Origin of the sequence: Streptomyces sp. NBC_01257, assembly GCF_035917255.1 — a bacterium.
In the GTDB taxonomy this organism is placed as follows: Bacteria; Actinomycetota; Actinomycetes; order Streptomycetales; family Streptomycetaceae; genus Streptomyces.
Map to the genome: position 1 here is coordinate 8,855,735 of NZ_CP108472.1, position 26,638 is coordinate 8,882,372.

The window sequence follows — 26,638 nt, forward strand, 5'->3', positions numbered from 1 at the left end:
AGGATCAGCGCAACAGTTCCAGTGCTTCGGCGCACGACCCCGGATGCTCCCGCCAGTACCGCCAGTCGCCCTCCTGGGCCAGCACCGCGGCGAGCGCCCCCTCCAGGTCCAGGCGCCCCCGCCCCGCCATCTCCCGTACCACCACGACGGCGGCGGCGAGCCCCTCGTAGCCGTGCCCGGAGAAGTGCCCCAGGGCGGATGCGGGATCGGTGGCCGCCTTCGTACGCGTGGCCGCGACCAGGGGCTCCAGCCAGCGCGCCCAGCGGTCGTAAGGCCGCTCACCGGGCGGTTCCGCCGCCGCGAGCAGGGGCTCCAGCGCCCGGCCGAGCCGCTCCGTGAGCCCGGCCGGGCTGTCGTCGGCCCAGGGGTACTCGGCCGTGAAGTGCTCCCATCCGCCTTCCACGCCCAGCGCGTCGATCCACCAACGACCGGCGGGGCGCAGCCCGTCGGCTCCCGCGAGGGTGAACGCGGCGCGCACGACGTCGTAGCGCGGTGCCGTGTGCTCGGCGAGCAGGACCGCGTCGTACAGGTCCTTGCCCTGCGGATACGCGTCGCTGACCAGCCAGAGCAGCTTCCAGGCCAGGGACAGGCCGGGGGAGGCGGCCATGATCCGGCAGCCGGGACCCTCGCCGATGGGGTGCAGCTCGGTGGACAGCGGAGGTTCGGGGAGCTGCTCGTTGAAGACCACGTCCAGCTGCACCGTCCCGCCGGGTGTGCCCGGCGCCGTCCACGGCAGCAGCATGCGCCGGCCCGGCACCCGGTCGTACGTCCAGATCTCCTCGGTCACGCGGCCCGACGCGTCGATCCGGACGGGCCCGCGGGCGGCGGCCTCCGCGTCCCGCGCGACGGTCTCGAACAGGGCCGCCGTACGCGGGGAGTCCACCTCCCATTCCCGGGGGACGGCCACGAAGTCCAGATCCCCCGGATCGCGCGCCGCGTCCCCGAACCAGGTGGCCATCAACACGCTCCCGCGCAGGACCAGATGATCCGCCCACGGTCCGGTGGCGACCGCCGCGAGGACGGTGTCCAGGGCCGTTCGTCGGGCGCGGCGCCAGGCGTGGGCGGCCGCCGGATCGTCGAACCGGGGCTCGCCCGCCCGATAGGCGTTCGGGAACTGCTTGAGGGCGGGGTCGAAGACGACCGGCTGCCGCAGCCCGGGCGGCGCCGGGACCAGGGTGCGCGGGAGGTCCTCGGCCCGCCGGGTGCGCTCGCTCAGGGGGCTGTGCGGGACATGCGACGACCGGTGCCACAGACGCTTCCACGTGGGGTCGTCGGCGGAGGAGGTCATGGTGGGCTCCTGGGCGGGGAGCGGGCGCGAGCCCGCGAGCGGCGGTGACTTCACGCGTCCGCGTGCGTCGGGGGCGAGCATAGTTGCCGTGGTGCCGGTGCCGCCGCGCACGCCGGTCCGGCCGAAAACCCCTGGTTGCGGGCGGAGTTGTCCGGAGAGCAGCTGCGCGAACCATTGACAGCCTCCCCGCCCCCTCACTACCGTCACGCCAACATTTCGAACGCCTGACGAAATATCGAACAAGCTCGGCTCGACTGCCCTGCCGTGCACGAGGGATGTCCGGGGTGCCGGATCCTCGGCTGCGTCCGTCCGTCGTGCACGCCGAACCGTGTCCGGAATACCGAACCATTGATGAGAGGGCGCGCGGCCGGCCCGGCCGCCTCCCTCGCACCCGGAGGATCGACCATGCGCACCTCACGTACCGTGTCCGCCCCGCGCGTCGCCCGGACCGCAACGGCCCTCACCGCACTCGCCCTCTCCCTGACCCTCGCCGCCTGCGGGCAGAGCGGTGAAGGGGGCAGCAAGGACAAGAAGTCCGGCGGCAAGGGCTCGACCATCGGAATCGCCATGCCGACCAAGTCGTCGGAACGCTGGATCGCCGACGGCAGGAACATGGCCGCCGAGTTCAAGAAGCTCGGCTACAAGACCGATCTGCAGTACGGCGAGGACGACGTCGACCAGCAGGTCTCCCAGATCGAGAACATGATCACCAAGGGCGTGGACGTCCTGGTGATCGCCGCCATCGACGGCCGCGCCCTCAGCGACGTACTGCACCAGGCGGGGGAGCAGGGCATCAGGGTCATCTCGTACGACCGGCTCATCCTCGGCAGCCCGGACGTCGACTACTACGCCTCGTTCGACAACGAGAAGGTCGGTGAGCTCCAGGCCGGCTACCTCCTCGACAAGCTCGGCCTGAAGTCCGGCGCCGGGAAGGGGCCGTTCAACATCGAGCTGTTCGCCGGATCGCCGGACGACAACAACACCCGCTATTTCTTCCAGGGCGCCTGGAAGGCCCTCAAGCCGTACATCGACAAGAAGCAGCTCGTCGTCCGCAGCAAGCAGACGAAACTGGACCAGATCACCACGCTGCGCTGGGACGGCGGGACCGCCCAGAAGCGCATGGACGACCTCCTCACCAGCGCCTACTCCTCGGGCCGGGTCGACGCGGTGCTCTCACCGTACGACGGGATCTCGATCGGCATCATCTCGGCCCTGAAGTCGGACGGCTACGGCACCGGCTCCAAGCCGTACCCGCTCGTCACCGGCCAGGACGCCGAGGTCGCCTCGGTGAAGTCGATCATCGCGGGACAGCAGACGCAGACCGTCTACAAGGACACCCGCGCCCTGGCCAAGCAGGCCGTCCAGATGGCCGACGCCGTACTGAACGACAAGAAGCCCGAGGTCAACGACTCCACGACGTACGACAACGAGAAGAAGGTCGTGCCGTCGTTCCTGCTCCAGCCGGTCAGCGTCGACAAGTCCAACTACCGTGCCGAGCTGGTCGATTCCGGCTACATCAAGGAGAGCGACCTCCGATGACCACACCGACGGCGGACCCGGTGGCCGACGCCGGGCCGGTCCTGGAGATGCGGTCCATCGTGAAGACGTTCCCCGGTGTGAAGGCCCTCTCCGACGTCTCCCTGACCGTCGCCCAGGGCGAGGTGCACGCCATCTGCGGGGAGAACGGGGCCGGCAAGTCGACGCTGATGAAGGTCCTCAGTGGCGTACATCCGCACGGCAGCTACGAGGGCGAGATCCGGTTCAGGGGAGAGGACTGCGCGTTCAAGGACATCCGGGCCAGCGAGGCCCGCGGCATCGTGATCATCCATCAGGAACTCGCCCTGGTGCCGTACCTCTCCATCGCCGAGAACATCTTCCTCGGCAACGAGCACGCCACCCGCGGCTTCATCAGCTGGAACGAGACCCTGCGCCACGCGGCCGCCCTCCTGGCCAGGGTCGGTCTGCGCGAGCACCCGCAGACCAGGGTCGCGGACATCGGCGTCGGCAAGCAGCAGCTCGTCGAGATCGCCAAGGCGCTGTCCAAGAAGGTCGAACTGCTGATCCTGGACGAGCCCACCGCCGCCCTCAACGACGAGGACAGTGCCCAGCTCCTCGCCCTCATCAAGGAGCTGAAGGGCGAGGGCATCTCGTCGATCATCATCTCGCACAAGCTCGGCGAGATCACCGCCGTCGCCGACTCCGTCACCGTCCTGCGCGACGGCCGGACCGTCGAGACGCTCGACGTCCGTGCCGGATCGACCACCGAGGACCGCATCATCCGCGGCATGGTCGGCCGCGACCTCGACCACCGCTTTCCCGAACGCACCGCGTACGCGGGAGACCCGGGAGCCCACCCGGCCCTGGAGATCCGCGACTGGACCGTGCACCACCCGATCGACCAGCACCGCAAGGTCGTCGACCGGGTCTCGGTCCGGGCGCACCGCGGCGAGATCGTCGGCATCGCCGGACTGATGGGCGCGGGCCGCACCGAACTCGCCATGAGCGTCTTCGGCCGGAGCTACGGGCGCAACATCAGCGGCACGGTCCTCAAGGACGGCAAGGAGATCAGGACCCGCACGGTCTCCGAAGCCGTCCGCCACAAGATCGCCTACGTCACCGAGGACCGCAAGCAGTACGGCCTCAACCTCATCGACACCATCGGCCGCAACATCACTCTCGGTGCCCTGGGCAAGGTCGCGCGGCACGGGATCGTCGACGAGCACGAGGAGACCCGCGTCGCCGAGTCGTACCGCACCACCATGAACATCAAGGCCCCCACGGTCTTCGGTCAGGTCGGCCGGCTCTCCGGCGGCAACCAGCAGAAGGTCGTCCTCGGCAAGTGGATCTTCGCCGGTCCCGACGTCCTCATCCTCGACGAGCCGACCCGCGGGATCGATGTCGGAGCGAAGTACGAGATCTACTCCGTCATCGACCGGCTGGCCGCCGAGGGCAGGGCCGTCGTCCTCATCTCCTCCGAACTGCCGGAGCTCCTCGGCATGTGCGACCGCATCTACACCATGGCGGCCGGCCGGCTCACCGGCGAAGTCCCGCGCGCACAGGCCACCCAGGAGGTCCTCATGCGCCATATGACCAGCGACAAGAGGTAGCAGGAATGACCCAGGCCCCCACCGACACGCCGCCGCGCACCGGCAAGGAAGCCCACGCCGCGCCCCCGGCGACCGGCGCCCTCCTCCTGGACGCGGCCCGTCGCAACATGCGCCAGTACGGGATGCTTATCGCCCTCGGGCTGATCGTCGTCCTCTTCGAGATATGGACCGACGGGGTCCTGCTCAAGCCGAACAACGTCACCAACCTCGTCCTCCAGAACAGCTACATCCTGGTCCTGGCCATCGGGATGATGATCGTCATCATCGCCGGGCACATCGACCTGTCGGTGGGCTCGCTCGCCGCGTTCGTCTCCGCCGCCTGCGCCGTGATGATGGTCGAGCACGATGTGCCCTGGGTGCTCGCCCTCACGCTGGGCCTCCTCCTCGGCGCGGTCGCGGGCGCCTGGCAGGGGTTCTGGATCGCGTACGTCGGCATCCCCTCGTTCATCGTGACGCTGGCCGGAATGCTGCTGTTCCGCGGGGGTACGCAGATCCTCCTCGGCAGCCGCTCACTAGGCCCGATCCCCGAGGGCTTCCAGAAGATCTCCACCGGCTATCTCCCGGAGGCCGGTCCGCAGACCAACTACCACAACCTGACCCTGCTCCTGGGGCTCGTCCTGCTGGCCTTCGCCCTGCTCCAGGAGGTCCGCGACCGGCGCCGCCAGAAGCGCTACGAACTCGACGTCCTGCCGCGCAACCTCTTCCTCCTCAAGTGCGCGGCCATGGCGGCCGCCGTACTCGCGTTCACCATGACCCTGGCCAGTTATCGCGGCGTCCCCGTCGTGCTCCTCCTGCTCGCCGTGCTGCTGATCGGCTTCGGCTACGTCATGCGCAACGCGATCATCGGCCGCCATGTCTACGCACTCGGCGGGAACCGCGCCGCGGCGAAACTGTCCGGCGTGAAGGACCAGCGCGTCACCTTCTTCGTGTTCGTGAACATGGGAGTGCTCGCCGCGCTCGCCGGTGCCGTCTACGCCGCCCGCCTCGGGGCCGGTGTGCCCCAGGCCGGCACCAACTTCGAACTGGAGGCCATCGCCGCCGCGTTCATCGGCGGCGCTTCGATGAGCGGCGGCGTGGGCACGGTCTTCGGCGCCGTCATCGGCGGCCTCGTCCTCGGCGTACTCAACAACGGCATGTCGCTCGTGGGCATCGGCACCGACTACCAGCAGGTCATCAAGGGCTTCGTGCTGCTGGCCGCGGTGGGCTTCGACGTCTACAACAAGCGCAAGGTCGGCTCGTAGCCCGCCGTCCGCCTGCTCCGAATCCGGCAGGCGTGGTGGGGGCATGGTGGTGTTCGAAGTTCATGGGTCTGAATGATTTTCACATACATACACATTGACGTGAACATGGCCGAGTCCTAGGGTCATGGGAAAGCGCTTGCACGGGCCAGTTGGAACACCCCGCCAGCTGACTCGTTCATGGACTCGAACGGACACGTTGCCACGACCGGCGTCCCGGCAGAAGGGGTCGGAACCCTTCTGCCGGCTCACGGCCCTCGTGCGTGTCCGCGTTCAACTCGCCTTCCTCGCAGCGCAGTCGGCTGTGCGGCACCCGCTCCGGAGGCGCGCGGACCGCTGCGAGCACGTCGAACGACCTTGCCGAACGAACTCGTCGAACGAACCAACCCCACCTGGAGTCGAACGATGCAGATCAAACCCGTCATCGCATGCGCAGGCCTGCTGGCCGGCTCGCTCGCCGTCCTCTCGGGCACCGCCACCGCCCAGGCCGCCCCCGTCCTCCAGCGCTCGGCGGCAGCGCCCGCAGCGGCCTCCGCGGTCGCAGCGGTGGACGCCGCCGCCCTTTACGTGGCACCCGACGGAACCGACGACGCGGCCGGCACGGAGTCGGACCCGACGACGCTCTCCTCCGCGATCAGCCGTGTCGAGTCCGGCGGCACGATCTATCTGCGCGGCGGGACGTACCACTACGCGGAGACCGTCACCATCCCGCCGGGCAACGACGGCACGTCGAGCGCCCGGACGACCCTGGCCGCCTACCCGGGCGAGAGCCCCGTGCTGAACTTCGCGGAGATGAGCGAGGACCCGGCCCATCGCGGGCTCGCCGTGAACGGGGCCTACTGGCACGTCAACGGCATCACCGTCGAGCACGCCGGCGACAACGGCATCTTCGTCGGGGGCAGCAACAACATCATCGAGCGGGTCGTGACGCGCTTCAACCACGACTCGGGGCTCCAGATCTCACGGATCGCGTCCACCACCCCCGACGACGAGTGGCCCGCCGACAACCTCATCCTGAGCTCGGAGTCGCACGACAACGCCGACTCCGACGGCGAGGACGCCGACGGCTTCGCCTCCAAGCTCACCTCCGGCCCGGGCAACGTCTTCCGCTACACCGTGTCCCACAACAACATCGACGACGGCTGGGACCTCTACACCAAGACCGACACGGGGCCCATCGGCCCGGTGACCATCGAGGACTCCCTGTCGTACGGCAACGGAACCCTCTCGGACGGGACCGTCAACGCCGACGGCGACCGCAACGGCTTCAAGCTCGGCGGCGACGACATCGAGGTCGACCACATCGTGCGCCGCAACATCGCCTACGACAACGGCCACCACGGATTCACCTACAACAGCAACCCCGGCTCCATGACGGTGTCGGACAACGTCTCCATCGACAACGAGGAGCGCAACTTCTCCTTCGACAAGGGGACGTCCGTCTTCCGGAACAACACCTCGTGCCGCAGCGGCAGCGGCTCGAACGACAAGACGATCGGTGACGCCGACGGCTCGAACCAGTTCTGGACCGGCTCGAACGGGTCCCGGTGCTCCGCGTACGACGGCGCCATGGACTGGTCGTTCGCCTCGGACGGCCACCTCGTCGTGACGTTCGGCGGCACCGAGGTGACGCCGTAGCCGTTCCGCCACCCGCCGGTGCCCGTCACGGGGCCGGACGCCCCGGGCCGGTGGACGTGGGGGACCCGCATCCCGCACGTCCGCCGGCCGCGGGGCGTCGTGCGGGGCCTGCGGGCGGGAGCCGGCGGATACTCAGCGCAGGATGCCGAGCTGCCGGGCGGCCCTCAGCCAGGACGGGAACTCGGACAGCAGCCGGTCGTACAGTTCCGGGTCGGGGACCTTCTCGATGTCGTCGGCTGCGAAGAAGCCGACGTTGTCGACGCGGCGACCCGGCAGCGTGTCGAAGTACTCGAGTACGCCGTACTGCGACCGTCCGAGCCCGATGAACTGCCAGAACACCGGCTCCTCCACCGCCGCCCGCAACTCCCGTTCGATCTCGGCGTTGCGGATCACACCGCCGTCCGAGAAGAACAGGACCAGCGTCGGATCGGGCACCGGGTGGTCGCGCACGAAGGCGCGCACCTCGGCGATGACCTTCTGCTCCTCGTTCTGGATGCCGACGGCCCGCATGTCCACCTGACCGGGCCGGAGTCCCTTCGGGGGCTTCTTCCGGCCGAAGAGGCTGATCTGTCCCACGCGCACGTGCAGCGACAGCCACTCGGGGAGTTCGCCGATGACGAGGTCGGGCAGCCGGGCGGGGTTGCTGGCGAAGGTCCAGGCCTGCATCTCGCCGTCGTCGTCGAGCTGTGCCGCCACGGCCGCCATGCGCTCGGTGACACCCGCCATCGTGCCGCGCGAGTAGAGCGCGCTCATCGAGCCGGACGCGTCGAGCACGAGAATGACGCGGGCCGTGAGCTTCGGCAGGCCGTGCTTGGTGAGGCTGACCGCGATCTGCTGCTTGCGGAGCGACAGCCGCTTGCGCATGTCGACCGGCAGATTCTCCTCACCCTTGGTGAGCCGTACGGCCGGCTCGTCCCGGCCGGCCACCGCGGGAGCGGAGTGCGGCGGCGCGGACACGGGCGCGGGGGAAGGGACCGGGGCGGGAGCCGTCGCAGGTGGTGCCTCGTCGACGCTGATGCCGAAGTCCTTCGCCAGTCCCGCGAGTCCGCTGGCGTACCCCTGGCCGACGGCACGGAACTTCCATCCGCCGGCGCGGCGGTAGAGCTCACCGCTCACATAGGCGGTCTCCGCGCCGGCCGCCATGTCGAAGCGGGCCAGCTCGGCACCGGAGGCGGCATCGAGCAGACGCAGATGCAGCCCTGGCACCTGCCCGAAGGCGCCACCGTCGGACGAAGTACAGAGGGCGACCCGTTCGACGTCTTCCCCCAGTGCGGCGAGATCGATGTCCAGCGAGTCCGAGCCCGGCTGCTTGCCGAGGTGGCGCACGGCGCCGGAGGCGTGCCGAGGCTGGTTGTAGAAGACGAAGTCGCCGTCGGAACGGACCCGCCCGCTGCCGTTCAGCAGCAGCGCCGAGGCGTCCACATCGGGCACGCCGGGCCCGGCCGACCAGCCCAGGACTGCTCTGACGGCCGGGACCGTCACCGGCATGTTGGCACCCTTGCTCAGTGTCGTCACGGGGACAGTCTGCCTGGCGGTGGCCGGGAAAGCCCAGGTCCCGGATCACGGGGCGACGGCTGACCCGCGAACGCGCCGGTCACCCGGCCGGCGAGCCGACCGGCGCCGGGTGCGGGCTCCGGAAGGTGAAGGCTCCGGGGCCTTCACCTTCCCTCCGGATGAGGGCGACGCGGTCCATCGCCTCCTCGATGCCCGGGCGGTGCCCGGCGGGCACCCACCACATCGCGAGATGGAATTCGGCGAGCCGCTCGAACCACTCCCGGCGGCGTGCCAGCACCTTGAGGTGCTCGCTGCGGTAGGTGTAGTCCCGCAGCGCCTCGACCGACTCCCAGACCGAGCAGTTGATCAGGAGCATGTCGTCGTCGTTGTCGGGACGCAGATCCGTCGAGTCGGCCCCGTCGTCGTCGACCATGCGCCAGACGAAGCCGGGAGCGTGATCGGCCGCGGCGTTGATCTCCGGGAGCTGTGCGACGAAGTCGGCCAGTTGGGGGCTGCCGAGCGGGGCGAGGATGCGCCCGATATTGACCTGAGCGAGATGAAAGTCGTTCACGGGGCTCAGCATGCCCGGATGAACCTTCTAAAGTCAATGAATTCAGTTTTTAGACTCCCGGGTGCTCCTGCGTGCTCCTGAGGGACACGCAACACCCGTGCGGGAGCGGGTCCATGGCGGCGATCCAGTCCTGTCCGTCCGGCCGTCCGGCGAGGATGCCCTCGATCCTGGCCAGGTTCATCCCGCAGGCCAGGGCGGGGTACTGGTCGGCCAGCGCGTGGAACGGGCAGTTGTTCAGCCGCCAGGTGTCGCCGTCCCGGAACGGCTCGTAGCCGCGCGACCGCAACGCCTCGACCGGGTCGGCCCCACCGTCCGGGCCGGCCCCCTCCGCCTCTCCGGACGCCCGCGCCGCCGCCTGCAACTCCCCGTCGAGACCGGCCTGTTCCACCACCTCGGCCAGCAGGTGGCTCGCCGTGTCGTAGGCGCGGGGCGGCAGCGACACCGTCCGCTCGCCCTCGGCCCGCCGGTACAGCTTCGAGGGCCGCCCCGAGCCGGGACCGCTGCGCCCCGACAGCCGTCGGAAGCTCACCTCCAGCAGCCCGGCCTCGACCAGCTTGTCCAGATGGAACGCGGCCAGCGAGCGGGAGACCCCGGCGGCCTCGGCCGCGGCATCCCGTCCCACCTCGCCCGGCGCTCCGGTGACGTGCCGGTACAGCCCGCGCCGCACCGGATCGCCCAGTACGGCCAACGCCTCAAGTGCGGAATCTTCGCTGCTCACGCTCCGATTCTATAACCAGCGTCCATTGGTCCAGTGTCCTGGAATCAGCGGAGCGAGGGCCGGGGCGCCGGGGTGCGCTCCGGGAGCGGGACGATCGCCGGGCCGGGGTCCTGGCCCAGGAAGAGGCGCCGCACGACGCGCTCGGCGGCGCGCCCGTCGTCGTACTGGCAGAAGCGCTCACGGAAGGCGGCACGCAGCGCTTCGGCCTCGGGGCTGCGCCAACGGCCGCTGCGGAACGCGTCGACGAGCTCGTCCTCCGTGGTCGCGACGGTCCCGGGAGTGTCACCGGGGCGGCCCGAGAGGAGGTCGAACGTCACGCCGCGGACGTGGGCGTACGTGTCCCAGTCATGGGCCTCGATGACGATGGGGCGGTCCAGGTTGGCGTAGTCGAAGGTGACGGAGGAGTAGTCGGCTATCAGGGCGTCCGCCGCCAGGCAGAGGTCCTCGACGGCCGGGTGGCGGGACACGTCGATGATGCCGCTCTGTGCGGCCGGCTCGCTCAGGTGCGGGTCGTCCAGGTCGAGGTGGTGGGTGCGGACCAGCAGGACGAACTCGTCGCCCAGGGACTTCGCCAGCCGTGCCAGGTCGAACGGCGGCGTCCACTCCTTCCGGTATTCGCGGTGGGTCGGCGCGTACAGGAGAGCGGTCCTGGCCTCGGGTATACCGAGCCGGGCACGGATCGCGGCGATCTCCGCCGCTCCGGAGGCGTAGTAGCGGTCATTGCGCGGGTAGCCGGCATCGAGGGACTCGAAGGTGCCGGGGTAGACGCGCTCCCACTGCTCGGTGGAATGCTGGTTGGACGACAGGCTGAGGTCCCAGCCGTTCACCCCCTCCAGCAGCCGGTCGAAGTCCACGCCCTGCGCGGCGGCCGGATACTCCTGCTGGTCCATGCCCATGCGCTTGAGCGGGGTGCCGTGGTGTGTCTGCAGGTGCACCTGTCCCGGGCGCTTGACGAGATGGTCCGGGAAGCCGGCGTTGCTCACGAAGTACGTGGCCCGGGCCATCACCTCCCAGGAGCGGCGCGAGCCGGGGACGACGTGGTCGATCCCGTCGGGGACCTGGCCGGCGAGTTCCTGGCGTACTAACCAGACGCCGTGCACCTGCGGTGCCAGCTCCTTGGCCTTGTCGAAGACCGCGAGCGGATTGCAGGACGGCAGCCTGTCCCCGTACGAGGTGTAGACGGCGAGGTGAGGATCCAGCGGACGCCGGCGCTGCACGCCGTACAGGCTCACGGACGCGCGTCTGCCGACCTTGCCCGTCGCGTCGAGGACCCTTGTCGGTCCCGCCCGCTTGATGCGCGCGGCCAGCCCCATCGCCTGATAGGCGCGGAACGAGCGCCGGGCCAGGGCCCGCATCTGGATCCCGGTCGCTCCGCCGGGCAGCGTGAAGCCGGCCGGGAGGTGTTCCGCGTAGAAGTCCGCCGTGAGTCCGAAGAACTCCTTGCGGTCGGAGGGTCTGACCCGCTCGGGGCGCTTGAGCGCGAACAGCATGTGGAAAACGGCACGCTCGAACAACAGCGAGTGGGACCAGGCAAGTTCGGGACGCGCGGCGAGGAAGGCGAACAGTCCCTCGTACTGCTCGAAGATGTCGAAGTGCTTGCGCCCGGGCGTCTTCGTGATCGCCCCGTGGCGGCGCTGGCGGTACTCGACGCCGACCTTGTTCAGACAGCCGATGCGCTCGGCCGTGACCATCGCCATCTGTGTGACCGGCGCGTCCTCGTACAGGCCGGGTGCGTACTGGAAGCCCTGCTCCAGGAAGAACGCGCGGCGGAACGCCTTGTTCCAGGCCACCAGGAACAGATGGATGTACTCCGGCCGGTCCTGGAGGCGGAAGACGTCCGTGCCCGCCCGCTCGAACAGGCCCGTGGACTGGCTGGGGCCGCCCCTGCCGTGCCAGTAGGTGCGCACATGGTCGAAGGCGAGGATGTCCAGCTCCCCGGCCTCGTCGAGCCGGTCGGCCAGCGACTGCAGCAGACCGGGGGTGTAGAAGTCGTCGCTGTCGAGGAAGAGGACGTAGTCCCCCTGGGCTCGCTGCAGCCCGGCGTTGCGCGCCCGGCCCAGACCGACGTTCTGGGGGAGGTGCACGGCCTTGACGCGTTCGTCGCGGGCGGCGTACTCGTCGATCACGGCCCCGCAGGAGTCCGGTGAGCAGTCGTCGACAGCGATCACCTCGATGTCCTGGAAGGACTGCTCCAGAACCGAGTCCAGACATTCGTGGAGGTATGCCTGCACCTTGTACACGGGGACGACGACGCTGAAACGAGGCATTCGGGCAACTCCAGGTGAAGTACCGGGGACCGAGGCCGAGCAGGAGGACTCCTGAGCCCTGTGGAGCGTGGCTCGTGCCCCCTGTGGCACGAGCGAAACAAAGGGCAGGTCCTGCGGTCATCCAGCGTCCGGTACGGCCGCCTCCGTCCTTAGCACGCCTATCAGGGTGGCCAGTTGGAGGTGGGCGCGGCGGTGGCCGATCGTGGCGACGCCGATGTGCCGGGCCGGTGCGGGGGGCCTGACCGGGACGGCGCGCAGGCCCGGTATCCGCGGTGCCAGCGCGATGGACGGGATCAGCGAGATGCCCATGCCCGCGGCGACGAGGGAGCGGGCGAAGAAGTAGTCGCTCGTCGTGCCGCGCACCTCGGGGTCGAACCCGGCCCGCACCGCGTAACGGCGCAGATACGCCTCGGTCTTGAGACAGCCGAGCACCCACGGCTCGCCCGCCAGTTCGGCGAGACCGAGTTCGTCACGGCCGGCCAGTCGATGCCCCTCGGGCAGCACGACATGCAGCGGGTCGTCCATCAGCGGCGTCCACTCCAGGGCGGGGCTCTGCCCCGGCTGTCCGGGCAGCGGCCCGTCGAAGTGGTAGGCGAGGGCGACGTCCACCGCGCCCTGACGGACCAGGGGAAGACTCTCCTCGGGCTCGAACTCCCGTACATGCAGCACGGTTTCGGGATGGGTCGCGGTCAGCTCGGCGAGGGCGCCGGGGAGCAGCAGCCTGCCGCCACTGGTGAACGTGGCGACGGTGAGCTGGACCCGGCCCGTGCGGAGCTCGGTCACCTGCTGCTGCGCGTGTTCCAGCTCGGCGGCGACCGACTCCGCCGCGCCGACCATGATCCGGCCTGCCGGTGTGAGGGTGACGCCGCGCGTGCTCCGCGCGACGACCTGGGAGCCGAGACTCCGTTCCAGAGCGGCCACGTGCTGGGAGACCGCCGAGGGTGTGAGGCGCAGCGATGCCGCCGCCCGGTTGAAGCTGCCGTGTTCCGCCACCGCCCGCAGAACGCGCAGCCGCTGCACATCGATCAACAGTTTTCCTTCATACGGGGCCAGTAAGCCGGTACTTCTGCTGCGTACGGTACGTCTCCAGGATGGGGGGCATGCAAAGAATCTGCGTCATCGGCGGCAGTCGGTACTTCGGAAAGCTCCTGGTTCAGCGGCTGTTCGCGGCCGGGCACCAGGTCACGGTCATCAACCGCGGCTCGACCCCGCCGCCCCCCGGCGTCGAGCACCTCGTCGTCGACCGCGACGACGAGGCCGCCCTCACCGCCGCGCTCGGCACCCGTACGTACGACGTGGTGGTGGACCAGGTCTGCTACACCCCGGTCCAGGCCGCGATCGCCGTCCGCGCCTTCGGCGGCCGCACCCGGCGCTACGTCATGACCTCCACCATCGAGGTCTACGACCCGGCGACCGCCGCCCTGCCTGCCGTCGGCCCGGACACCCCGGTGGCGGAGGACCTCGTGGACCCGGCCGCCTGGCAGGTGAGTCCGGACCTGCCCTGGCACGACGCGACGTATCTGGAGAGCCACTACGCCGAGGGCAAACGACAGGCGGAGGCGGTCTTCACCCGGGACGCCCCCTTCGGGTTCGCCACCGTGCGCAGCGCCCACGTGCTCGGCGGCGGCGCCCAGGAGTTCACCGGACGTCTGGCGTACTACGTCGAACGCGTCGCCCGCGGAACGGAGATCGCCGTGCGCGCCGATGACCTGCCCACGGTCTTCATCCACTACGAGGAACTCGCCGCCCTCCTGCTGTGGGCCGCGACGGCCACCACCTTCACCGGCCCGCTCAACGCCTGCTCCGACGGCCTGCTCGACGCGCGCGCACTCGGCGCGGCCATCGCCGCACGGACCGGCCGGCCACCCGTGTTCCGCACGGTTCCCCCGGACACCCCGGCCGGCCCGTTCTCCGTCGACCGGCACTACGCCATGAGCAACGGCCGTGCCAAGGAACGGGGATTCGTCTTCTCCCGCACGGCCGACTGGCTGCCCGGAGCCGTCACCGAAGCACTCGCCGCATCCACCGACCCCGCCACCCGAGGATGAGTCCCGCCATGGACCACCGCACCATCGGAACGGTCGAGGTCAGCGCCATCGGCCTGGGCGCCATGCCGCTCTCCATCGAGGGACGCCCGGACGAGTCGCAGGCCGTCGCCACCCTCCACGCCGCTCTCGACGCGGGCATCACGTTCATCGACACCGCCGACAGCTACCACTGGCACGCCGGCGAGAGCGGCCACAACGAATTCCTCATCGCCCGCGCCCTGCGGAGCCACGGCGGCGACACCTCCGGCGTCCTGGTCGCCACCAAGGGAGGCCGCGGCCGGCCCGGCGACGGAACCTGGACGGTCAACGGCACGCCCGACCACCTCAGGCGCGCCGCCGAGGCATCCGCACGGCGCCTGGGCGTCGAGTCGATCGGCCTGTACCAGCTCCACAAGCCGGACCCGGCCGTGCCGTGGGCCGACTCGGTCGGGGCGCTGAGCGACCTGATCGACGCCGGTACGATCCGCGCGGCCGGCATCTCCAACGTGACCACCGGCCAGATCCGCCAGGCGCACGCGATCCTCGGTGACCGGCTGGTCTCCGTACAGAACCGGTATTCTCCCGCGGTGCGCGACAGCGAGCCCGAGCTCCGTCTGTGCGAGCGGCTGGGCCTGGCGTTCCTGCCCTGGAGTCCGCTGGGAGGCATCTCCCGAAGTTCGCTCGACGGCCCGTCGGGACCGGTCTCCGCCGGCACCGCCTTCCACCACGTCGCGGCCGCGCACGGCGTCAGTCCGCAGCAGGTCGCCCTGGCCTGGCTGCTGGCCCGGTCCCCGGTCTCGGTCCCGGTGCCCGGATCCGGCCGCCCGGGATCGATCCGGGACTCGGCCCGCGCCGTGCACCTCACCTTGAGCGAGGCCGAGATGGCGCGGCTCGAGGATGCCCGCCCGTGAGCGCCCGGCCCCGCGGCAGAGGATTCCCGCGGGGCCGGGCGCTAGACGCGGCCGGAGGCCGGTCAGGTGGTGAAGCGGTGTCCCCCCGAACCGGCGGCGAAGACGGCGCACCCGTCCTCCATCCGCAGGAACTCCGCGCTGCCGTGCGAGACGTCCGCCGCGGCCGCGGCCGGAATCCAGACCTCGGCGGTCGTGTTGGCCGGCAGGGTCAGATCGAGCCGGAAACCGTCCGAGGTCTGCTTCCAGTGGGTGCCGACCGGTCCGTGGACGGAGACGAATCGCGCCTCGGCCTCGGTCACCCCGCCGCCGGGGCGCGGCCGCACAAGGATCTTCCGGAAGCCCGGCGCACCCGGGGCGATGCCCGCGATGTTCGCGTACATCCACTCACCCACCGAGCCGTACGCGTAGTGGTTGAAGGAGTTCATGCCCGCGTCCTGGAAGCTTCCGTCCGGCCGTATCGAGTCCCACCGCTCCCACATCGTGGTGGCACCACGGTCGATCTGGTAGCCCCAGCTGGGGAAGGTGCGCTGCATCAGCAGCCGGTACGCGACGTCCGTGTGCCCGGTCGCGGTCAGCACCGGCAGCAGCCGAGGGGTGCCGAGGAAGCCCGTCGACAGATGCCAGTCCTTGGCCCTGATGAGCTCGACGAGCCGGTCGGCGGCCGGCCCGCGCTCGCCGTCCGTCAGGAGATCCATGGACAGGGCCAGGACGTAGGCGGTCTGTGTGTCGCCCTTCACCCGGCCGTCCGCGGAGACGTAGGCGGCACGGAAGGCGTCGCGGACACTGCCGGACAGGGAGGTGTACGGGGCCGGGTCCTTGCCGAGCACCTCCGCGGCCCGTGCGACCAGGCCCGCGCTGTACGCGAAGTACGCGGTGGCGATGACGTCCTTCGGCGTCTCGTCCTGGATGTTCAGCCAGTCGCCGTAGCCGGAGGCCGGCCGCAGGAAGCCGGTGCTGTTGCGCTCCAGATAGCCGAGCCACTTCACCATGGAGGGCCAGGACTGCTCCAGGACGCGCACATCCCCGTACGCCTGGTAGAGCGCCCACGGCACCGTGACCCCCGCGTCTCCCCAGCCGGCCGCGCCGCCGCCCATCGAGTCGAGCTGCGGCGCGACATCCGGGAAGGCGCCGTCGTCCGCCTGGCCGTCGCGCAGGTCGACCAGCCATTTGGAGAGGAAGCGCGCCGACTCCATGGTGTAGGCGGCGGTGGGGGCGAAGACGTTGATGTCACCGGTCCAGCCGAGCCGTTCATCGCGTGCGGGAGTGTCGGTGGGCACGGACAGAAAGTTGCCGCGCTGGCCCCAGGTGATGTTGTGGTGCAGCTGGTTGAGCAGGGGCGAGTCGGTCGTGAAGTCCATGGTGAAGGGCGCCGATGTGTGGATGACGCGCCCGGTCACGGCCGAGGGCGGGGGAGTGCCGGGATAGCCGGTCACCTCCACGTAGCGGAAGCCGTGGAAGGTGAACCGCGGCTCGTACGTCTCCGTTCCGCCGCCCTTGAGCGTGTACGTGTCCGTGGCGCGGGCCGTGCGCAGGTTGGCGGTGTAGATCGTGCCGTCGGGGTTGAGCACTTCGGCATGGCGCAGGCGCACGGTGGTTCCGGCGGCCCCCGACACGGTGAGCCGGACGGCGCCGACCATGTTCTGGCCGAGGTCGAAGACGAAGACGCCGGGCTCGGGCTCGGTCACCTTCCGGGTGCTGAGCTCGCGCTCCACGCGGGTGGGCCCGCCGGCCTCGGCGACGAGTCCGGCCGTGACCTCCGCGCCCTCGGCGGCCGGCAGCCACGCCGAGTCGTCGAACCCCGCACCGGTCCAGCCCTTGGTCTCCAGCCGGGCGTCGTACTCCTCGCCCATCAGCAGATCGGCGCCGGTGACGGGCCCGTTCACCACCCGCCAGTCGGTGCCGGACAGCACCCGGCCCGTCGTGCCGTCGGTGTAGGTGATCTCCAGCTGGGCCAGAAAGGCGGGCTCTCCGCCGTACTGGTGCGAGCCGAACCAGGCGATGTTGCCCGCGTACCAGCCGGGCGCGAGCGTCGCCCCGAACGCGTTGGCGCCGGACTTCAGCAGGGCCGTCACGTCGTACGTCTGATACTGGACACGCTTGCGGTAGTCGGTCCAGCCGGGTGCGAGCCGGTCCTCGCCGACCCGTTCGCCGTTGAGATACGCCTCGTACACGCCGAGCGCCGTCGAGTACAGGCGGGCCCGCGCGATCTTCTTGCGCGGGATGCGGAACTCGTGGCGGAGCTGCGTGGCGGGGGAGTGCGCGGGCATCACCTTGCCCCAGGGGCCCGCGCCCCACGGTGCGAGGACCGCGGCGGCGGACCACGAGCCGTCCGCGTACCCGGGAGTGCGCCAGTCGTCCGGCGGCTCCTCGGCGGTGGTCTTCCAGGTGGCATCGGTGGAGTACGTGCGCACACCGTCGGCGGTCGTCAGCTCCAGCAGGCCCAGCAGACCGGCCGGGCTCTCGGTGGCATTGACGGCGGCGACGGCGATGACGACGGAACCGGTACCCGGGCCGAGTGATCCGGTGAGGTCGACGACGGCGGGGCGGCGCCAGCCCTCGGCCGGGCCGTCCGGTTCGGCACGGGAGACCTCGACGCCGTCGGCGTACGCGGTGTAGCCGTCGTCGGCCGTCATGACCAGACGTGCCCGCGTGACACCGGCCGGCACCTCGACCCGGCCGCGGAACCAGCGGGTGGCGGCGGGGGCGTTGCTCGCCGGGTCGCCCTCGGGGAACCAGATCCACGAGGCGCCGTCCAGCTTCGGGGCGCCGAGCGCCTCCGGCGCCCCGATCCAGCGCGCCGACCAGTCCGAGGCGCCGGTGAGACCGGTCTCCCACCACGACGGCGCGCTCCACGCGGAGGCGGCGCCCGTGTCGTCCCAGACGCGCACCGACCAGTAGTAACGGGTGCGCGCCCTGAGGGCCGGGCCCGCGTACGGCACCAGGACCGACCGTTCGGACGCGATCTTGCCGCTGTCCCAGACGTCCGGCTCCGGGAGCCGCTGCGGCGCGGTGGCGACGCGCACCTGATAGGCGGTCTGTTGCCGGCCGGGCAGGTCCGCGGCGAGCGGCCAGCTCATTCTGGGCGCCGGGGTGTCGAGGCCGAGCGGATTGCGGACGTACTCGACGGTCGGTTCGGTCACGCGCAGCGAGCCGCCAGGACTTCTCCTCCCCTCGGCGGCTCCGGCGGCCGGAACTGCTCCGGCGGCGATGGCGGTCCCCAGCGGGGCGGCGATGGTGCCGAGCAGTCGTCTTCTGCTGATCACAGTGAGGGCTCCGTCACGACTCGACGATGAATCGTTTCAGGGTGTGAATCTAGGTAATTGCGACAGTCGCGTCAAGAGTTCGCGTCGACCTTCAGGGGGTTTGAAGATTTCCAAGTCCAACCATTGACTGCGTAGTTGACGCGGGTCTAGCTTCCCTGGGAATTGAATGAAACCTTTCAGATGTAATGGAACGAAACCTCGATGACCGATCGGTGTCAGCCATGAGAGAGCCCCCCGTCCTGGCCGCACAGGGCCTGAGCAAGTCCTTCGGCGCCGTACGCGCCCTCCAGGACGTCTCCCTGGAACTCCGTGCCGGCGAGGCCCACGCCCTCGCGGGTGAGAACGGCGCCGGAAAGTCCACCCTGATCAAGACGCTCGCCGGCGTCCACCGGCCCGACACCGGCACGCTGTTGCTCGACGGAGCCCCGGTCGTGTTCCACGGTCCGGCCGACGCGCGCGACGCGGGCATCGCGGTGATCTACCAGGAGCCGACGCTCTTCCCCGACCTGTCCGTCGCGGAGAACATCTTCATGGGCCGTCAGCCCCGCCGCTCCCTGCGCCGCGTCGACCACCGGGCCGTGCGCACCGAGGCGGCCGCACTCTTCGCCCGCCTCGGCGTGGACCTCGCCCCCGATCAGCCCGCCCGCGGCCTGTCCATCGCCGACCAGCAGATCGTGGAGATCGCCAAGGCGCTCTCGCTCGACGCCCGCGTCCTCATCATGGACGAGCCGACCGCCGCCCTCACCGGGAGCGAAGTGGCCCGCCTCTTCGGCGTCGTGCGCAACTTGCGCGAACAGGGCGCGGCGGTCCTCTTCATCTCCCACCGGATCGAGGAGATCTTCGCCCTCTGCGGACACGTCACCACCCTGCGGGACGGCGCCCTGGTCGCGAGCGAGCCCGTCGAAGACCTCACCGAGGACACGCTCGTACGCCGGATGGTCGGCCGGGACCTCGACGAGCTCTACCCCAAGCAGCCCGCGGAACCGGGCCCCGTGGCACTCAGCGTGCGCAGGCTGACCCGCGAAGGCGTCTTCACCGATGTCTCCTTCGAGGTGCGGCGCGGGGAGATCGTCGGCCTCGCGGGACTGGTCGGCGCGGGCCGCAGCGAGGTGGCCCGGGCGGTGTTCGGCGTGGACCGCTGGGACGGCGGCGAGGTCGAGATCGACGGCCGGCCGCTGGCCAAGGGCGCGCCCAGTCTGGCCATGGCCGCCGGACTCGCCCTCGTGCCCGAGGACCGGCGCGCCCAGGGCCTGGTGATGAACATGTCGATCGCGCGCAACATCGGACTGACCGGACTGCGCACGACGGCGCGGGCCGGCCTGATGGACCGGGCGGCCGAGCGCGACCGCTCCCTGGACTGGGCGGTCAGACTTCAGGTCAAGTACGCCCGGATCGCCGACGCGGTCGGCACGCTCTCCGGCGGCAACCAGCAGAAGGTCGTCCTCGCCAAATGGCTGGCGACCGGCCCCAAGGTCCTCATCGTCGACGAACCGACCCGCGGGATCGACGTCGGCACCAAGGCGGAGGTGCACCGGCTGCTGTCCCGGCTCGCCGCCGACGGGGTGGCCGTCCTGATGATCTCCTCCGACCTGCCGGAGATCCTCGGTATGGCGGACCGGGTCCTCGTCATGCACGAGGGCCGCATCACCGCGGAGATCCCGCGCAGCCTGGCCACCGAGGAGTCCGTGATGACGGCAGCCACCGGGAGGGCGGCATGACGGTCACGGCACAGCCGCCGGCACCTGCCCTCGATCCCGGCAAGACGGGTGGCAGGCGCCTCGTCGACCTGGTCCTCAAGGTCCGCGAACTCGCCATCCTCCTCGTCTTCCTGGTGATGATCGGCATCACCCAGGCCCGCAACGGCGAGTTCCTCTCCGAACAGGGCATCAAGGACCTCCTGCTCAACGCCACCATCCTGGTCCTGGTCGCGGTGGGCCAGGCCGTCGTCGTCATCACACGGAACGTCGATCTGTCGGTCGGCTCGACGCTCGGCATCAGCGCCTTCGCCGCCGGCACCTATCTGCACGGCGGCGGCAGCCCGGTCATGGCGGTCTTCCTCGCCGTCGCACTGGGCATCGGCTGCGGACTGCTGAACGGGCTGCTCGTCAGCCTCGGCCAGGTCCCGGCGCTCGTCGTCACCCTCGGCACGCTGTACATCATCCGGGGCATCGACTCGATCTGGGTCGGCTCCCGCCAGATCACCGCGTCCGACCTGCCCGGCGGATTCGTCGACTTCGGTTCGGGCGGGCTGTCCGCCGTCCCGTACCTGGCACTGATCGCGCTCGCCGTCGTCGTCGCCACCGCCTTCTACCTGCGGCACTACCCGAGCGGGCGCGAGCTGTACGCGATGGGCTCCAGCCCGGAGGCCGCCCGGCTCGCCGGAATCCCCGTACGCAGGCGGATCCTGGCCGCCTACACCGCGTGCGGAGCCCTCGCGGGCCTGTCCGGAGCCCTCTACCTCGCCCGCTTCGGCAACGTGGACAGCTCCACGGGCAGCGGCTACGAACTGACCGTCGTCAGCGCGGTGGTCGTCGGCGGCGTCGTCTTCACGGGCGGCTCCGGCAGCGTCTACGGCGCGGCCCTGGGCGCTCTGCTGCTCACCTCCATCAACAGCGTGCTGCCCGCCCTCGGGGTGAGTTCGGTCTGGGTCCTCGCCATCAACGGCGTGCTGCTCATCCTCGCCATCGCCGTCGACCGGATGGTCGCACTGCGCGTCGCCCGCGCTCTGAAGAAGAGGAACGCCCGCAATGGCTGACTCCCTCGGCACCTCACTCACCCGCGCCGTGCGCTGGGACACGGTCGTCGGCGCGATGCTCCTCGTACTCCTGCTGCTGTCCTTCGGCTTCGTCGACGGATTCGGGAACGCGCTCAACCTGTCGTTCCTGATCGGCAACACGCTGCCGATCGCACTCATCGCCCTGCCGATGACGCTGCTGGTGGTGGCCGGCGAGATCGACCTGTCCGTCGCCTCCACCGCAGGGCTCTCGGGCGCGGTGATGGGCGCGCTGTGGAACGCCGGACTGGCCATCGAGATGATCATCCCGCTGTGTCTGCTGATCGGCGTGGCCTGCGGTCTCGTCAACGGGCTGCTGGTGACCCGGCTCGGGCTGCCCTCCCTCGCCGTCACCATCGGAACCCTGGCCGCCTACCGGGGCATCGCCCAGATCGTGCTCGGCTCCGACGCCGTCACCGATTTCCCCACGCAGTACCTGGACTTCGCCACGGGCCGCATCGGCGACACCTTCGTGCCGTACGCGCTCCTGCCCTTCCTGGTCCTGCTCGCACTAGCCGTCGTCGCCCTGCACGCGACGCCCTTCGGCCGCTCCCTGTTCGCCGTCGGCGCCAACGAGGAGGCCGCCCGGTTCGCCGGGGTCCGCGTCAAGCGCCACAAGCTGTGGCTGTTCGCCGCCACCGGCCTGCTCGCCTCGCTCACCGGCGTCTTCTGGGCGCTGCACTACGCCAGCGCCCGCTACGACAACGCCACCGGACTCGAACTCTCGGTCGTCGCGGCCGTACTGCTCGGCGGTATCGACTTCGACGGCGGCAGGGGCACGCTCGGCGGCGCCGTCGCCGGAGTCGTCCTGCTCGGTGCCCTGCAGAACGTGATGAGCCTGCTCAACGTCTCCGCACAGTCCCAGATCGTCGTCACCGGCGTGCTGCTCGTGGTCTCCGTGCTCGGGCCGCGCGTGGCCCGGCAACTGGCCACCGCCCACGCCGGCCGCAGAGCGCCGACACCTCCCGCCCCGTGACGCACCGTCATGCACTGCAACGCACCCGTACCTTCCGAAAGGGACCGATGATGTTCTCTCCCGCCCTCCGCCGTGCCTGCGCGGTGCTGGCCGTCACCACTTCGCTCGCCCTCGGCGCCACCGCCTGCGGCGGCACCACCAAGAGCGACGCCAAGAAGGACTCCGGTGCCAAGGCCTCGGACGCCAAGGCCGATCCGAACGCGGCCACCAAGAAGGGCCTCACCGTCGGCTTCCTGCCCAAGCAGGTCAACAACCCGTACTTCACCATCGCCGACAAGGGCGGCGAGGCGGCGCTGAAGACCCTCGGCTCGAAGTACAAGGAGACCGGCCCCAACAGCGGCACCGACACAGCGGGCCAGGTGAGCTACGTCAACACGCTCACACAGCAGCAGGTCGACGCGATCGCCGTGTCCGCACAGGACCCTGGGGCCCTGTGCACCGCGCTCAAGCAGGCCATGAAGAACGGCATCAAGGTCGTCACCTACGACTCCGACACCAACCCCGAGTGCCGGGACGCGTTCGTCTCCCAGGCGAGCGCCGAGGCCCTCGGCCGCACCCAGGTACAACTGCTGGGCAAGCAGCTCGGATACAAGGGCGAGATCGCGATCCTGTCCGCCGGGCAGACAGCCACGAACCAGAACACCTGGATCGACTTCATGAAGGACGAGCTGAAGAAGCCCGCGTACAAGAACATGAAGCTGGTCAAGACGGCCTACGGCAACGACGACGCGCAGCAGTCCTTCCAGCAGACGCAGGGCCTGCTCCAGCAGTACCCGAAGCTCGCCGGCGTCATCTCCCCGACCACCGTCGGCATCAAGGCAGCCGCCCAGTACCTGTCCGGATCCAAGTACAAGGGCAAGGTGAAGCTCACCGGCCTCGGTACTCCGAACGACATGCGGCAGTACGTGAAGAACGGCACCGTCGACGCCTTCGAGCTGTGGGACCCGGCGAAGCTCGGATCCCTTGCCGCCCACACCGCCGTCGCACTGTCCTCGGGCCGGATCACTGGCGCGAAGGGTGAGACGTTCGACGCGGGCGACCTGGGGAAGTTCACCATCGGGGACAAGGGCGTCATCGACCTCGGCGAGCCCACGGTCTTCGACAAGGCGAACATCGACCAGTTCTCGTTCTGAGCGGGACGGCTTTCCGAGGAAGGGGGTGGGCGGGTCCGCGAGGTGACATGGCTCGCGGACCCCCCCCGCAGGTGGTGAGGCCACCGTGGAGTGGATGACGCAGATGATCGTCTCTCCAGGACGGAGCCTAGGATGGGCCCATGCCCCAGATGACGTCGCGGGTGGAGCTGCACCCGCTCACCCTGGCCGACCAGGCCGAGTTCTGCTCGCTCGTACGAGCCAGCGCCGAGCTCCATACCCCGTGGATGCAACTGCCCGGGACCGAGGAGCAGTTCCGGAGCTGGATGGAGCGATTCGGCGACGGCACCAACGAGGGGCTCCTGATCCGCGTCAGGGAGACCGGTGAAGCCGCCGGCATGGTCAACATCAACTCGATCATTCGCGGCCGCTACCAGGGCGCGTCCCTCGGCTATGCGGCCTTCGCCCCGTCCGCGGGACGCGGGTACATGGCCGAGGGGCTCACCGCCACCCTGGAGTACGCCTTCGACGACCTTCGCCTCCACCGGCTGGAGGCCAACATCCAGCCCGCGAACAAGGCGTCGTTGGCCGTGGTGCGGCGGCTGGGCTTCCGGTACGAAGGCCTGTCGCCCTCGTACCTCTACATCGACGGGGCCTGGCGCGACCACGAACGATGGTCCATCACCGCGCCGTCCCCCTGGAAGCCCGACCCTTCCCTTCCCGAGGTCTAAGGGCTGTCCCGCCTGTACAGGGGGACAGGCCGACGCCCGCGTTCTCGTGGTTTCCGCCATGCCTGAGGGGCTGCCAGGCCGGGAGAGACTGCTGGCCAAGGGGCCGCGACCGCCCGAACCCGGCCTGTCGCGCCCACGGCTCGGTGGAAGTACGGGGAGGACGACACGATGAGCGCCCGGCAGCAGTACGACGAGATAGGCGAGGCGTACGAGGGATTCAAGGCCCTGCCTCTGGAGCAGTACGCAGTGGTGCCCAGCTTCCTGGCGATGGTGGGGGACGTGAGCGGGAAGTCCGTCCTCGACCTGGCCTCCGGTACCGGCTTCTACAGCCGTGAGTTCGGGCGGCGCGGCGCCACGGACGTGCTCGGCATCGACATCTCGGGTGAAATGGTGGCGGTGGCACAGCAGTTGGAGGCCGCCGATCCGCTGGGTGTGCGTTACGAGGTGGGCGACGTATCCGAACTGCGCGCCTTCGAGCAGCGCTTCGATGTCGGCCTGGCGGTTCAACTGCTCAGCTACGCGCCCGACATCGCCACCACGGAGCGGATGTGCCGCAACGTGCACCGGAGCCTGCGGCCCGGTGGCGAGCTCTTCGTGCTCAACCAGTCACCCGACTTCCGCTTCGACGGGCCGTCCCCGGACAAGTACGGCTTCCGCAGCGAGCTCACCGGCGAGGAGGTCGAGACCGGACCGCAGGTCCGCATCACGGCGCTGCTCGACCCGCCCGTGTCGTTCGTCGCCAACCGCCCCCGGCGCGAGGTCTACGAGACGTGCCTGAAAGCGGCAGGATTCAGCGAGGTGACCTGGGTCCCCGTCGAGGTGTCCGAGGCCGGCGTGCGCGCGTTCGGCGCGGACCACTGGGCGGACCTCCACGCCAACCCTCCGCTGGAGATGCTGCGCTGCCGAGCCTGACGACCCGGCAGCCTCTATGGCGTAGTGCCCCTGTGCGGGGGTGGCGCGGACTCGCGGCCGCTCCCGCCGGGGTCGGAGGCCGTCGCGGCGCCACTCGTGGCGTCGCACTGTGCGGAGGTGGCCGCATATGTTCTGTCGCCGTGCGCATCGGTGATGTCGATGATCACGCCCTTCCACTCCTCGGCGGGTTCCTCCGGTACCTCACCCGTCTGATACACGGCCTCCGCCAGCAGGTCCTCGGTCACCCGGACGCCAGTGAGGCGCTCGGTCAGTGCGAACACCGCCGCCTTCCCGTCCACGCCGGGGTCCTGATCCCCCGTGGGGTTGAGTCCGACTTCGCGCATCACAGCGGTCAGCTCGTCCGGAGTGCTGCCGGACCGGTACGCCGCCGATTCGAAGGTGGTCCGCAGCTCCCCGTCCTCGTACCAGTGGAAGAAGTGCATGGGCTTCCCCCCGTTGCTCGAATGCGACACCGCTCGCGTCCCGGCGGAGAGGGCCTCCATGATGGCGGGCCGTGTCCCCAGGTCGCCGCCGAACTCCAGGGCGAGGGTCCAGTCCCCGCATTCACCGGGCACCGTGAACGCCCCCGCGACGAAGGACTCGGGCCAGGTCTCGTGCCCGAACAACACCTCCGTGTGTTCCTCGATCAGTGCGGCAAGCCCCGAGACCGCATCGCGTGGCACCGCCCCCGCCCTGCGCAGCACTTCCGTCGGCGGCACGCCCCGCACCAGCGTCAGCGTGTATCCGAACTCAAGGGCATACGTGAACAGCGACGACGAGGAACGTATCCAGCCGTAGTCGGCTGCGGTGGACGGGCTCATGCGGCGCATCCTGTCAGGGCGCACTGACAGCCCGGTGCGCTGGCCGGAGCCGCTCCGGGGACGGGCGGAGCCCGTTGTCCCCGATCGGCCCAAGGCGTCGAGGTAGGCGGAGAGCTGACCGGCGGCGGACAGCATGGCCAGTCCTCGGGACGTCAGGTCGCGCCGCCACGGCTCCAGAGTCCTGGCGAGCGCGTCGAGGCTGCCGACGTCGCGGAGTTCCCGGAGGACGGTGGCGATGGTGCCCAGGGAGCGGCCTCCCCGGCGCAGCAGGTGCGCGAGCTCGGCGTCGCGTACGTCCTGCGCGACGTACCGGCGGTGACCGGTGCGCGGGTCACGTCGGGGGGCGAGGACTCCGGTGCGTTCCCAGGTGCGCAGGGTGGCCGGGGCGAGCGCGAGATGCCGGGCGACTTCGCCGATGCTGAACGGTTCCCGGGCGTCGCCGGCCGTCGCGCGGGTGCCGACGGCTCCGAGATGGGAGAGCGCCGATTCGACCGTGCGCAGCGTGGCGCGGTCGCGAGCCAGGAGCGCGTGTCCGTCGTCGACGTACTCCAGAGCTTCGTCGAGTCGTCCGGCGGTGGCGGCGTGCATGATGCGTCGGCTCGTCGAGGAACCGAAGGCGGGGACGAGTGCCACGTACGCAGCGAGGCCGGCGGCATGGGCGGCGGTGTAGTTCCGGTAGCCCGTCGGGCCGCGGCCGGCCGGCGGGATGATGCCGGCGTCCTCGTAGTTGCGGACCGTCTGCGTGGAGAGGTCGTGCCGACGGGCCAGGTCCACGGGTCGCACATGACCTCCGTTTGAGGGTTGCGGCGTGG

Annotated in this window: 20 protein-coding genes; 12 read left to right on the forward strand and 8 right to left on the reverse strand. The window is 70.2% G+C overall.

Features of this window, described 5'->3' with window-relative positions; genetic code table 11:
- Positions 1–4 precede the first annotated feature (4 nt).
- Positions 5–1,288 (reverse strand): nucleotidyl transferase AbiEii/AbiGii toxin family protein, encoded by a 1,284-nt coding sequence (locus OG408_RS38520; RefSeq protein ID WP_326674146.1) that lies wholly within the window; start codon positions 1,286–1,288, stop codon positions 5–7.
- Between the two features lie 405 nt (positions 1,289–1,693).
- Here OG408_RS38520 and chvE point away from each other — a divergent pair, with 405 nt between their 5' ends.
- The 4 genes from chvE (at position 1,694) to OG408_RS38540 (ending at position 7,271) form a co-directional block, all read left to right on the forward strand.
- Positions 1,694–2,827: a multiple monosaccharide ABC transporter substrate-binding protein gene (gene chvE / locus OG408_RS38525; RefSeq protein WP_326674148.1), complete on the forward strand. Its 1,134-nt coding sequence runs from the start codon at positions 1,694–1,696 to the stop codon at positions 2,825–2,827.
- On the forward strand, positions 2,824–4,395 hold the full coding sequence (gene mmsA / locus OG408_RS38530; RefSeq protein WP_326674149.1) for a multiple monosaccharide ABC transporter ATP-binding protein: 1,572 nt from the start codon (positions 2,824–2,826) through the stop codon (positions 4,393–4,395). The genes chvE and mmsA overlap by 4 nt, the downstream gene beginning before the upstream one ends.
- Before the next feature lie 5 nt (positions 4,396–4,400).
- The gene (gene mmsB / locus OG408_RS38535) at positions 4,401–5,636 is read left to right on the forward strand and encodes a multiple monosaccharide ABC transporter permease (protein WP_285565493.1); all 1,236 of its coding nucleotides are present in this window, start codon (positions 4,401–4,403) and stop codon (positions 5,634–5,636) included.
- A gap of 402 nt (positions 5,637–6,038) precedes the next feature.
- Positions 6,039–7,271, forward strand: a complete 1,233-nt coding sequence (locus tag OG408_RS38540) for a right-handed parallel beta-helix repeat-containing protein (protein ID WP_326674151.1) — start codon at positions 6,039–6,041, stop codon at positions 7,269–7,271.
- Positions 7,272–7,403: 132 nt separating this feature from the next.
- On the opposite strand, the gene OG408_RS38545 is transcribed toward OG408_RS38540, so the two are convergent.
- From OG408_RS38545 to OG408_RS38565, 5 genes are all read right to left on the reverse strand, one after another.
- Complete coding sequence (locus tag OG408_RS38545; RefSeq protein ID WP_326674153.1) at positions 7,404–8,786, reverse strand: VWA domain-containing protein; 1,383 nt, start codon at positions 8,784–8,786, stop codon at positions 7,404–7,406.
- Between the two features lie 79 nt (positions 8,787–8,865).
- Positions 8,866–9,336: a DUF3291 domain-containing protein gene (locus OG408_RS38550; protein WP_326674155.1), complete on the reverse strand. Its 471-nt coding sequence runs from the start codon at positions 9,334–9,336 to the stop codon at positions 8,866–8,868.
- Positions 9,337–9,385: 49 nt separating this feature from the next.
- The gene (locus tag OG408_RS38555; RefSeq protein WP_285565489.1) at positions 9,386–10,054 is read right to left on the reverse strand and encodes a helix-turn-helix transcriptional regulator; all 669 of its coding nucleotides are present in this window, start codon (positions 10,052–10,054) and stop codon (positions 9,386–9,388) included.
- 44 nt (positions 10,055–10,098) lie between these two features.
- Entirely contained in the window at positions 10,099–12,321 is a 2,223-nt protein-coding gene (locus OG408_RS38560) for a bifunctional glycosyltransferase/CDP-glycerol:glycerophosphate glycerophosphotransferase (RefSeq protein WP_326674157.1), read from the reverse strand.
- 117 nt (positions 12,322–12,438) lie between these two features.
- A complete protein-coding gene (locus OG408_RS38565) occupies positions 12,439–13,350 on the reverse strand; it encodes a LysR family transcriptional regulator (protein ID WP_326674158.1) in 912 nt (303 codons plus the stop codon).
- A 71-nt stretch (positions 13,351–13,421) separates the two neighbouring features.
- Here OG408_RS38565 and OG408_RS38570 point away from each other — a divergent pair, with 71 nt between their 5' ends.
- Together OG408_RS38570 and OG408_RS38575 are read left to right on the forward strand one after the other, a co-directional pair.
- Positions 13,422–14,369 (forward strand): NAD-dependent epimerase/dehydratase family protein, encoded by a 948-nt coding sequence (locus tag OG408_RS38570; protein WP_285565486.1) that lies wholly within the window; start codon positions 13,422–13,424, stop codon positions 14,367–14,369.
- Positions 14,370–14,377: 8 nt separating this feature from the next.
- Complete coding sequence (locus tag OG408_RS38575) at positions 14,378–15,259, forward strand: aldo/keto reductase (RefSeq protein WP_326674159.1); 882 nt, start codon at positions 14,378–14,380, stop codon at positions 15,257–15,259.
- A 62-nt stretch (positions 15,260–15,321) separates the two neighbouring features.
- Here the strand turns inward: OG408_RS38575 and OG408_RS38580 are convergent, their stop codons facing one another.
- Positions 15,322–18,522, reverse strand: a complete 3,201-nt coding sequence (locus tag OG408_RS38580; protein WP_326674160.1) for an alpha-L-rhamnosidase — start codon at positions 18,520–18,522, stop codon at positions 15,322–15,324.
- 221 nt (positions 18,523–18,743) lie between these two features.
- On the opposite strand from OG408_RS38580, the gene OG408_RS38585 reads away from it, so the two are divergent.
- The 6 genes from OG408_RS38585 (at position 18,744) to OG408_RS38610 (ending at position 25,005) form a co-directional block, all read left to right on the forward strand.
- Positions 18,744–20,240: a sugar ABC transporter ATP-binding protein gene (locus OG408_RS38585; RefSeq protein WP_285565483.1), complete on the forward strand. Its 1,497-nt coding sequence runs from the start codon at positions 18,744–18,746 to the stop codon at positions 20,238–20,240.
- On the forward strand, positions 20,237–21,277 hold the full coding sequence (locus OG408_RS38590; protein WP_326674161.1) for an ABC transporter permease: 1,041 nt from the start codon (positions 20,237–20,239) through the stop codon (positions 21,275–21,277). Before OG408_RS38585 ends, OG408_RS38590 begins: the two co-directional genes overlap by 4 nt.
- Complete coding sequence (locus OG408_RS38595; RefSeq protein ID WP_326674162.1) at positions 21,270–22,271, forward strand: ABC transporter permease; 1,002 nt, start codon at positions 21,270–21,272, stop codon at positions 22,269–22,271. The genes OG408_RS38590 and OG408_RS38595 overlap by 8 nt, the downstream gene beginning before the upstream one ends.
- Before the next feature lie 50 nt (positions 22,272–22,321).
- Entirely contained in the window at positions 22,322–23,404 is a 1,083-nt protein-coding gene (gene rhaS / locus OG408_RS38600) for a rhamnose ABC transporter substrate-binding protein (protein ID WP_285565635.1), read from the forward strand.
- Between the two features lie 140 nt (positions 23,405–23,544).
- A complete protein-coding gene (locus OG408_RS38605) occupies positions 23,545–24,093 on the forward strand; it encodes a GNAT family N-acetyltransferase (protein WP_285565480.1) in 549 nt (182 codons plus the stop codon).
- Between the two features lie 168 nt (positions 24,094–24,261).
- Positions 24,262–25,005 (forward strand): class I SAM-dependent methyltransferase, encoded by a 744-nt coding sequence (locus OG408_RS38610; RefSeq protein ID WP_326674163.1) that lies wholly within the window; start codon positions 24,262–24,264, stop codon positions 25,003–25,005.
- 14 nt (positions 25,006–25,019) lie between these two features.
- Here the strand turns inward: OG408_RS38610 and OG408_RS38615 are convergent, their stop codons facing one another.
- The gene (locus tag OG408_RS38615; RefSeq protein ID WP_326674164.1) at positions 25,020–26,609 is read right to left on the reverse strand and encodes a DUF6461 domain-containing protein; all 1,590 of its coding nucleotides are present in this window, start codon (positions 26,607–26,609) and stop codon (positions 25,020–25,022) included.
- Between the last annotated feature and the right edge of the window lie 29 nt (positions 26,610–26,638).

Bases quoted from the DNA above. Each gene is read 5' to 3' on its own strand.
- OG408_RS38540 (WP_326674151.1), top strand. From the start codon at position 6,039: ATGCAGATCAAACCCGTCATCGCATGCGCAGGCCTGCTGGCCGGCTCG.
- chvE (WP_326674148.1), top strand. From the start codon at position 1,694: ATGCGCACCTCACGTACCGTGTCCGCCCCGCGCGTCGCCCGGACCGCA.
- OG408_RS38595 (WP_326674162.1), top strand. From the start codon at position 21,270: ATGGCTGACTCCCTCGGCACCTCACTCACCCGCGCCGTGCGCTGGGAC.
- OG408_RS38575 (WP_326674159.1), top strand. From the start codon at position 14,378: ATGGACCACCGCACCATCGGAACGGTCGAGGTCAGCGCCATCGGCCTG.
- OG408_RS38570 (WP_285565486.1), top strand. From the start codon at position 13,422: ATGCAAAGAATCTGCGTCATCGGCGGCAGTCGGTACTTCGGAAAGCTC.
- rhaS (WP_285565635.1), top strand. From the start codon at position 22,322: ATGTTCTCTCCCGCCCTCCGCCGTGCCTGCGCGGTGCTGGCCGTCACC.
- mmsB (WP_285565493.1), top strand. From the start codon at position 4,401: ATGACCCAGGCCCCCACCGACACGCCGCCGCGCACCGGCAAGGAAGCC.
- OG408_RS38605 (WP_285565480.1), top strand. From the start codon at position 23,545: ATGCCCCAGATGACGTCGCGGGTGGAGCTGCACCCGCTCACCCTGGCC.
- mmsA (WP_326674149.1), top strand. From the start codon at position 2,824: ATGACCACACCGACGGCGGACCCGGTGGCCGACGCCGGGCCGGTCCTG.
- OG408_RS38590 (WP_326674161.1), top strand. From the start codon at position 20,237: ATGACGGTCACGGCACAGCCGCCGGCACCTGCCCTCGATCCCGGCAAG.
- OG408_RS38585 (WP_285565483.1), top strand. From the start codon at position 18,744: ATGAGAGAGCCCCCCGTCCTGGCCGCACAGGGCCTGAGCAAGTCCTTC.
- OG408_RS38520 (WP_326674146.1), bottom strand. From the start codon at position 1,288: ATGACCTCCTCCGCCGACGACCCCACGTGGAAGCGTCTGTGGCACCGG.
- OG408_RS38560 (WP_326674157.1), bottom strand. From the start codon at position 12,321: ATGCCTCGTTTCAGCGTCGTCGTCCCCGTGTACAAGGTGCAGGCATAC.
- OG408_RS38610 (WP_326674163.1), top strand. From the start codon at position 24,262: ATGAGCGCCCGGCAGCAGTACGACGAGATAGGCGAGGCGTACGAGGGA.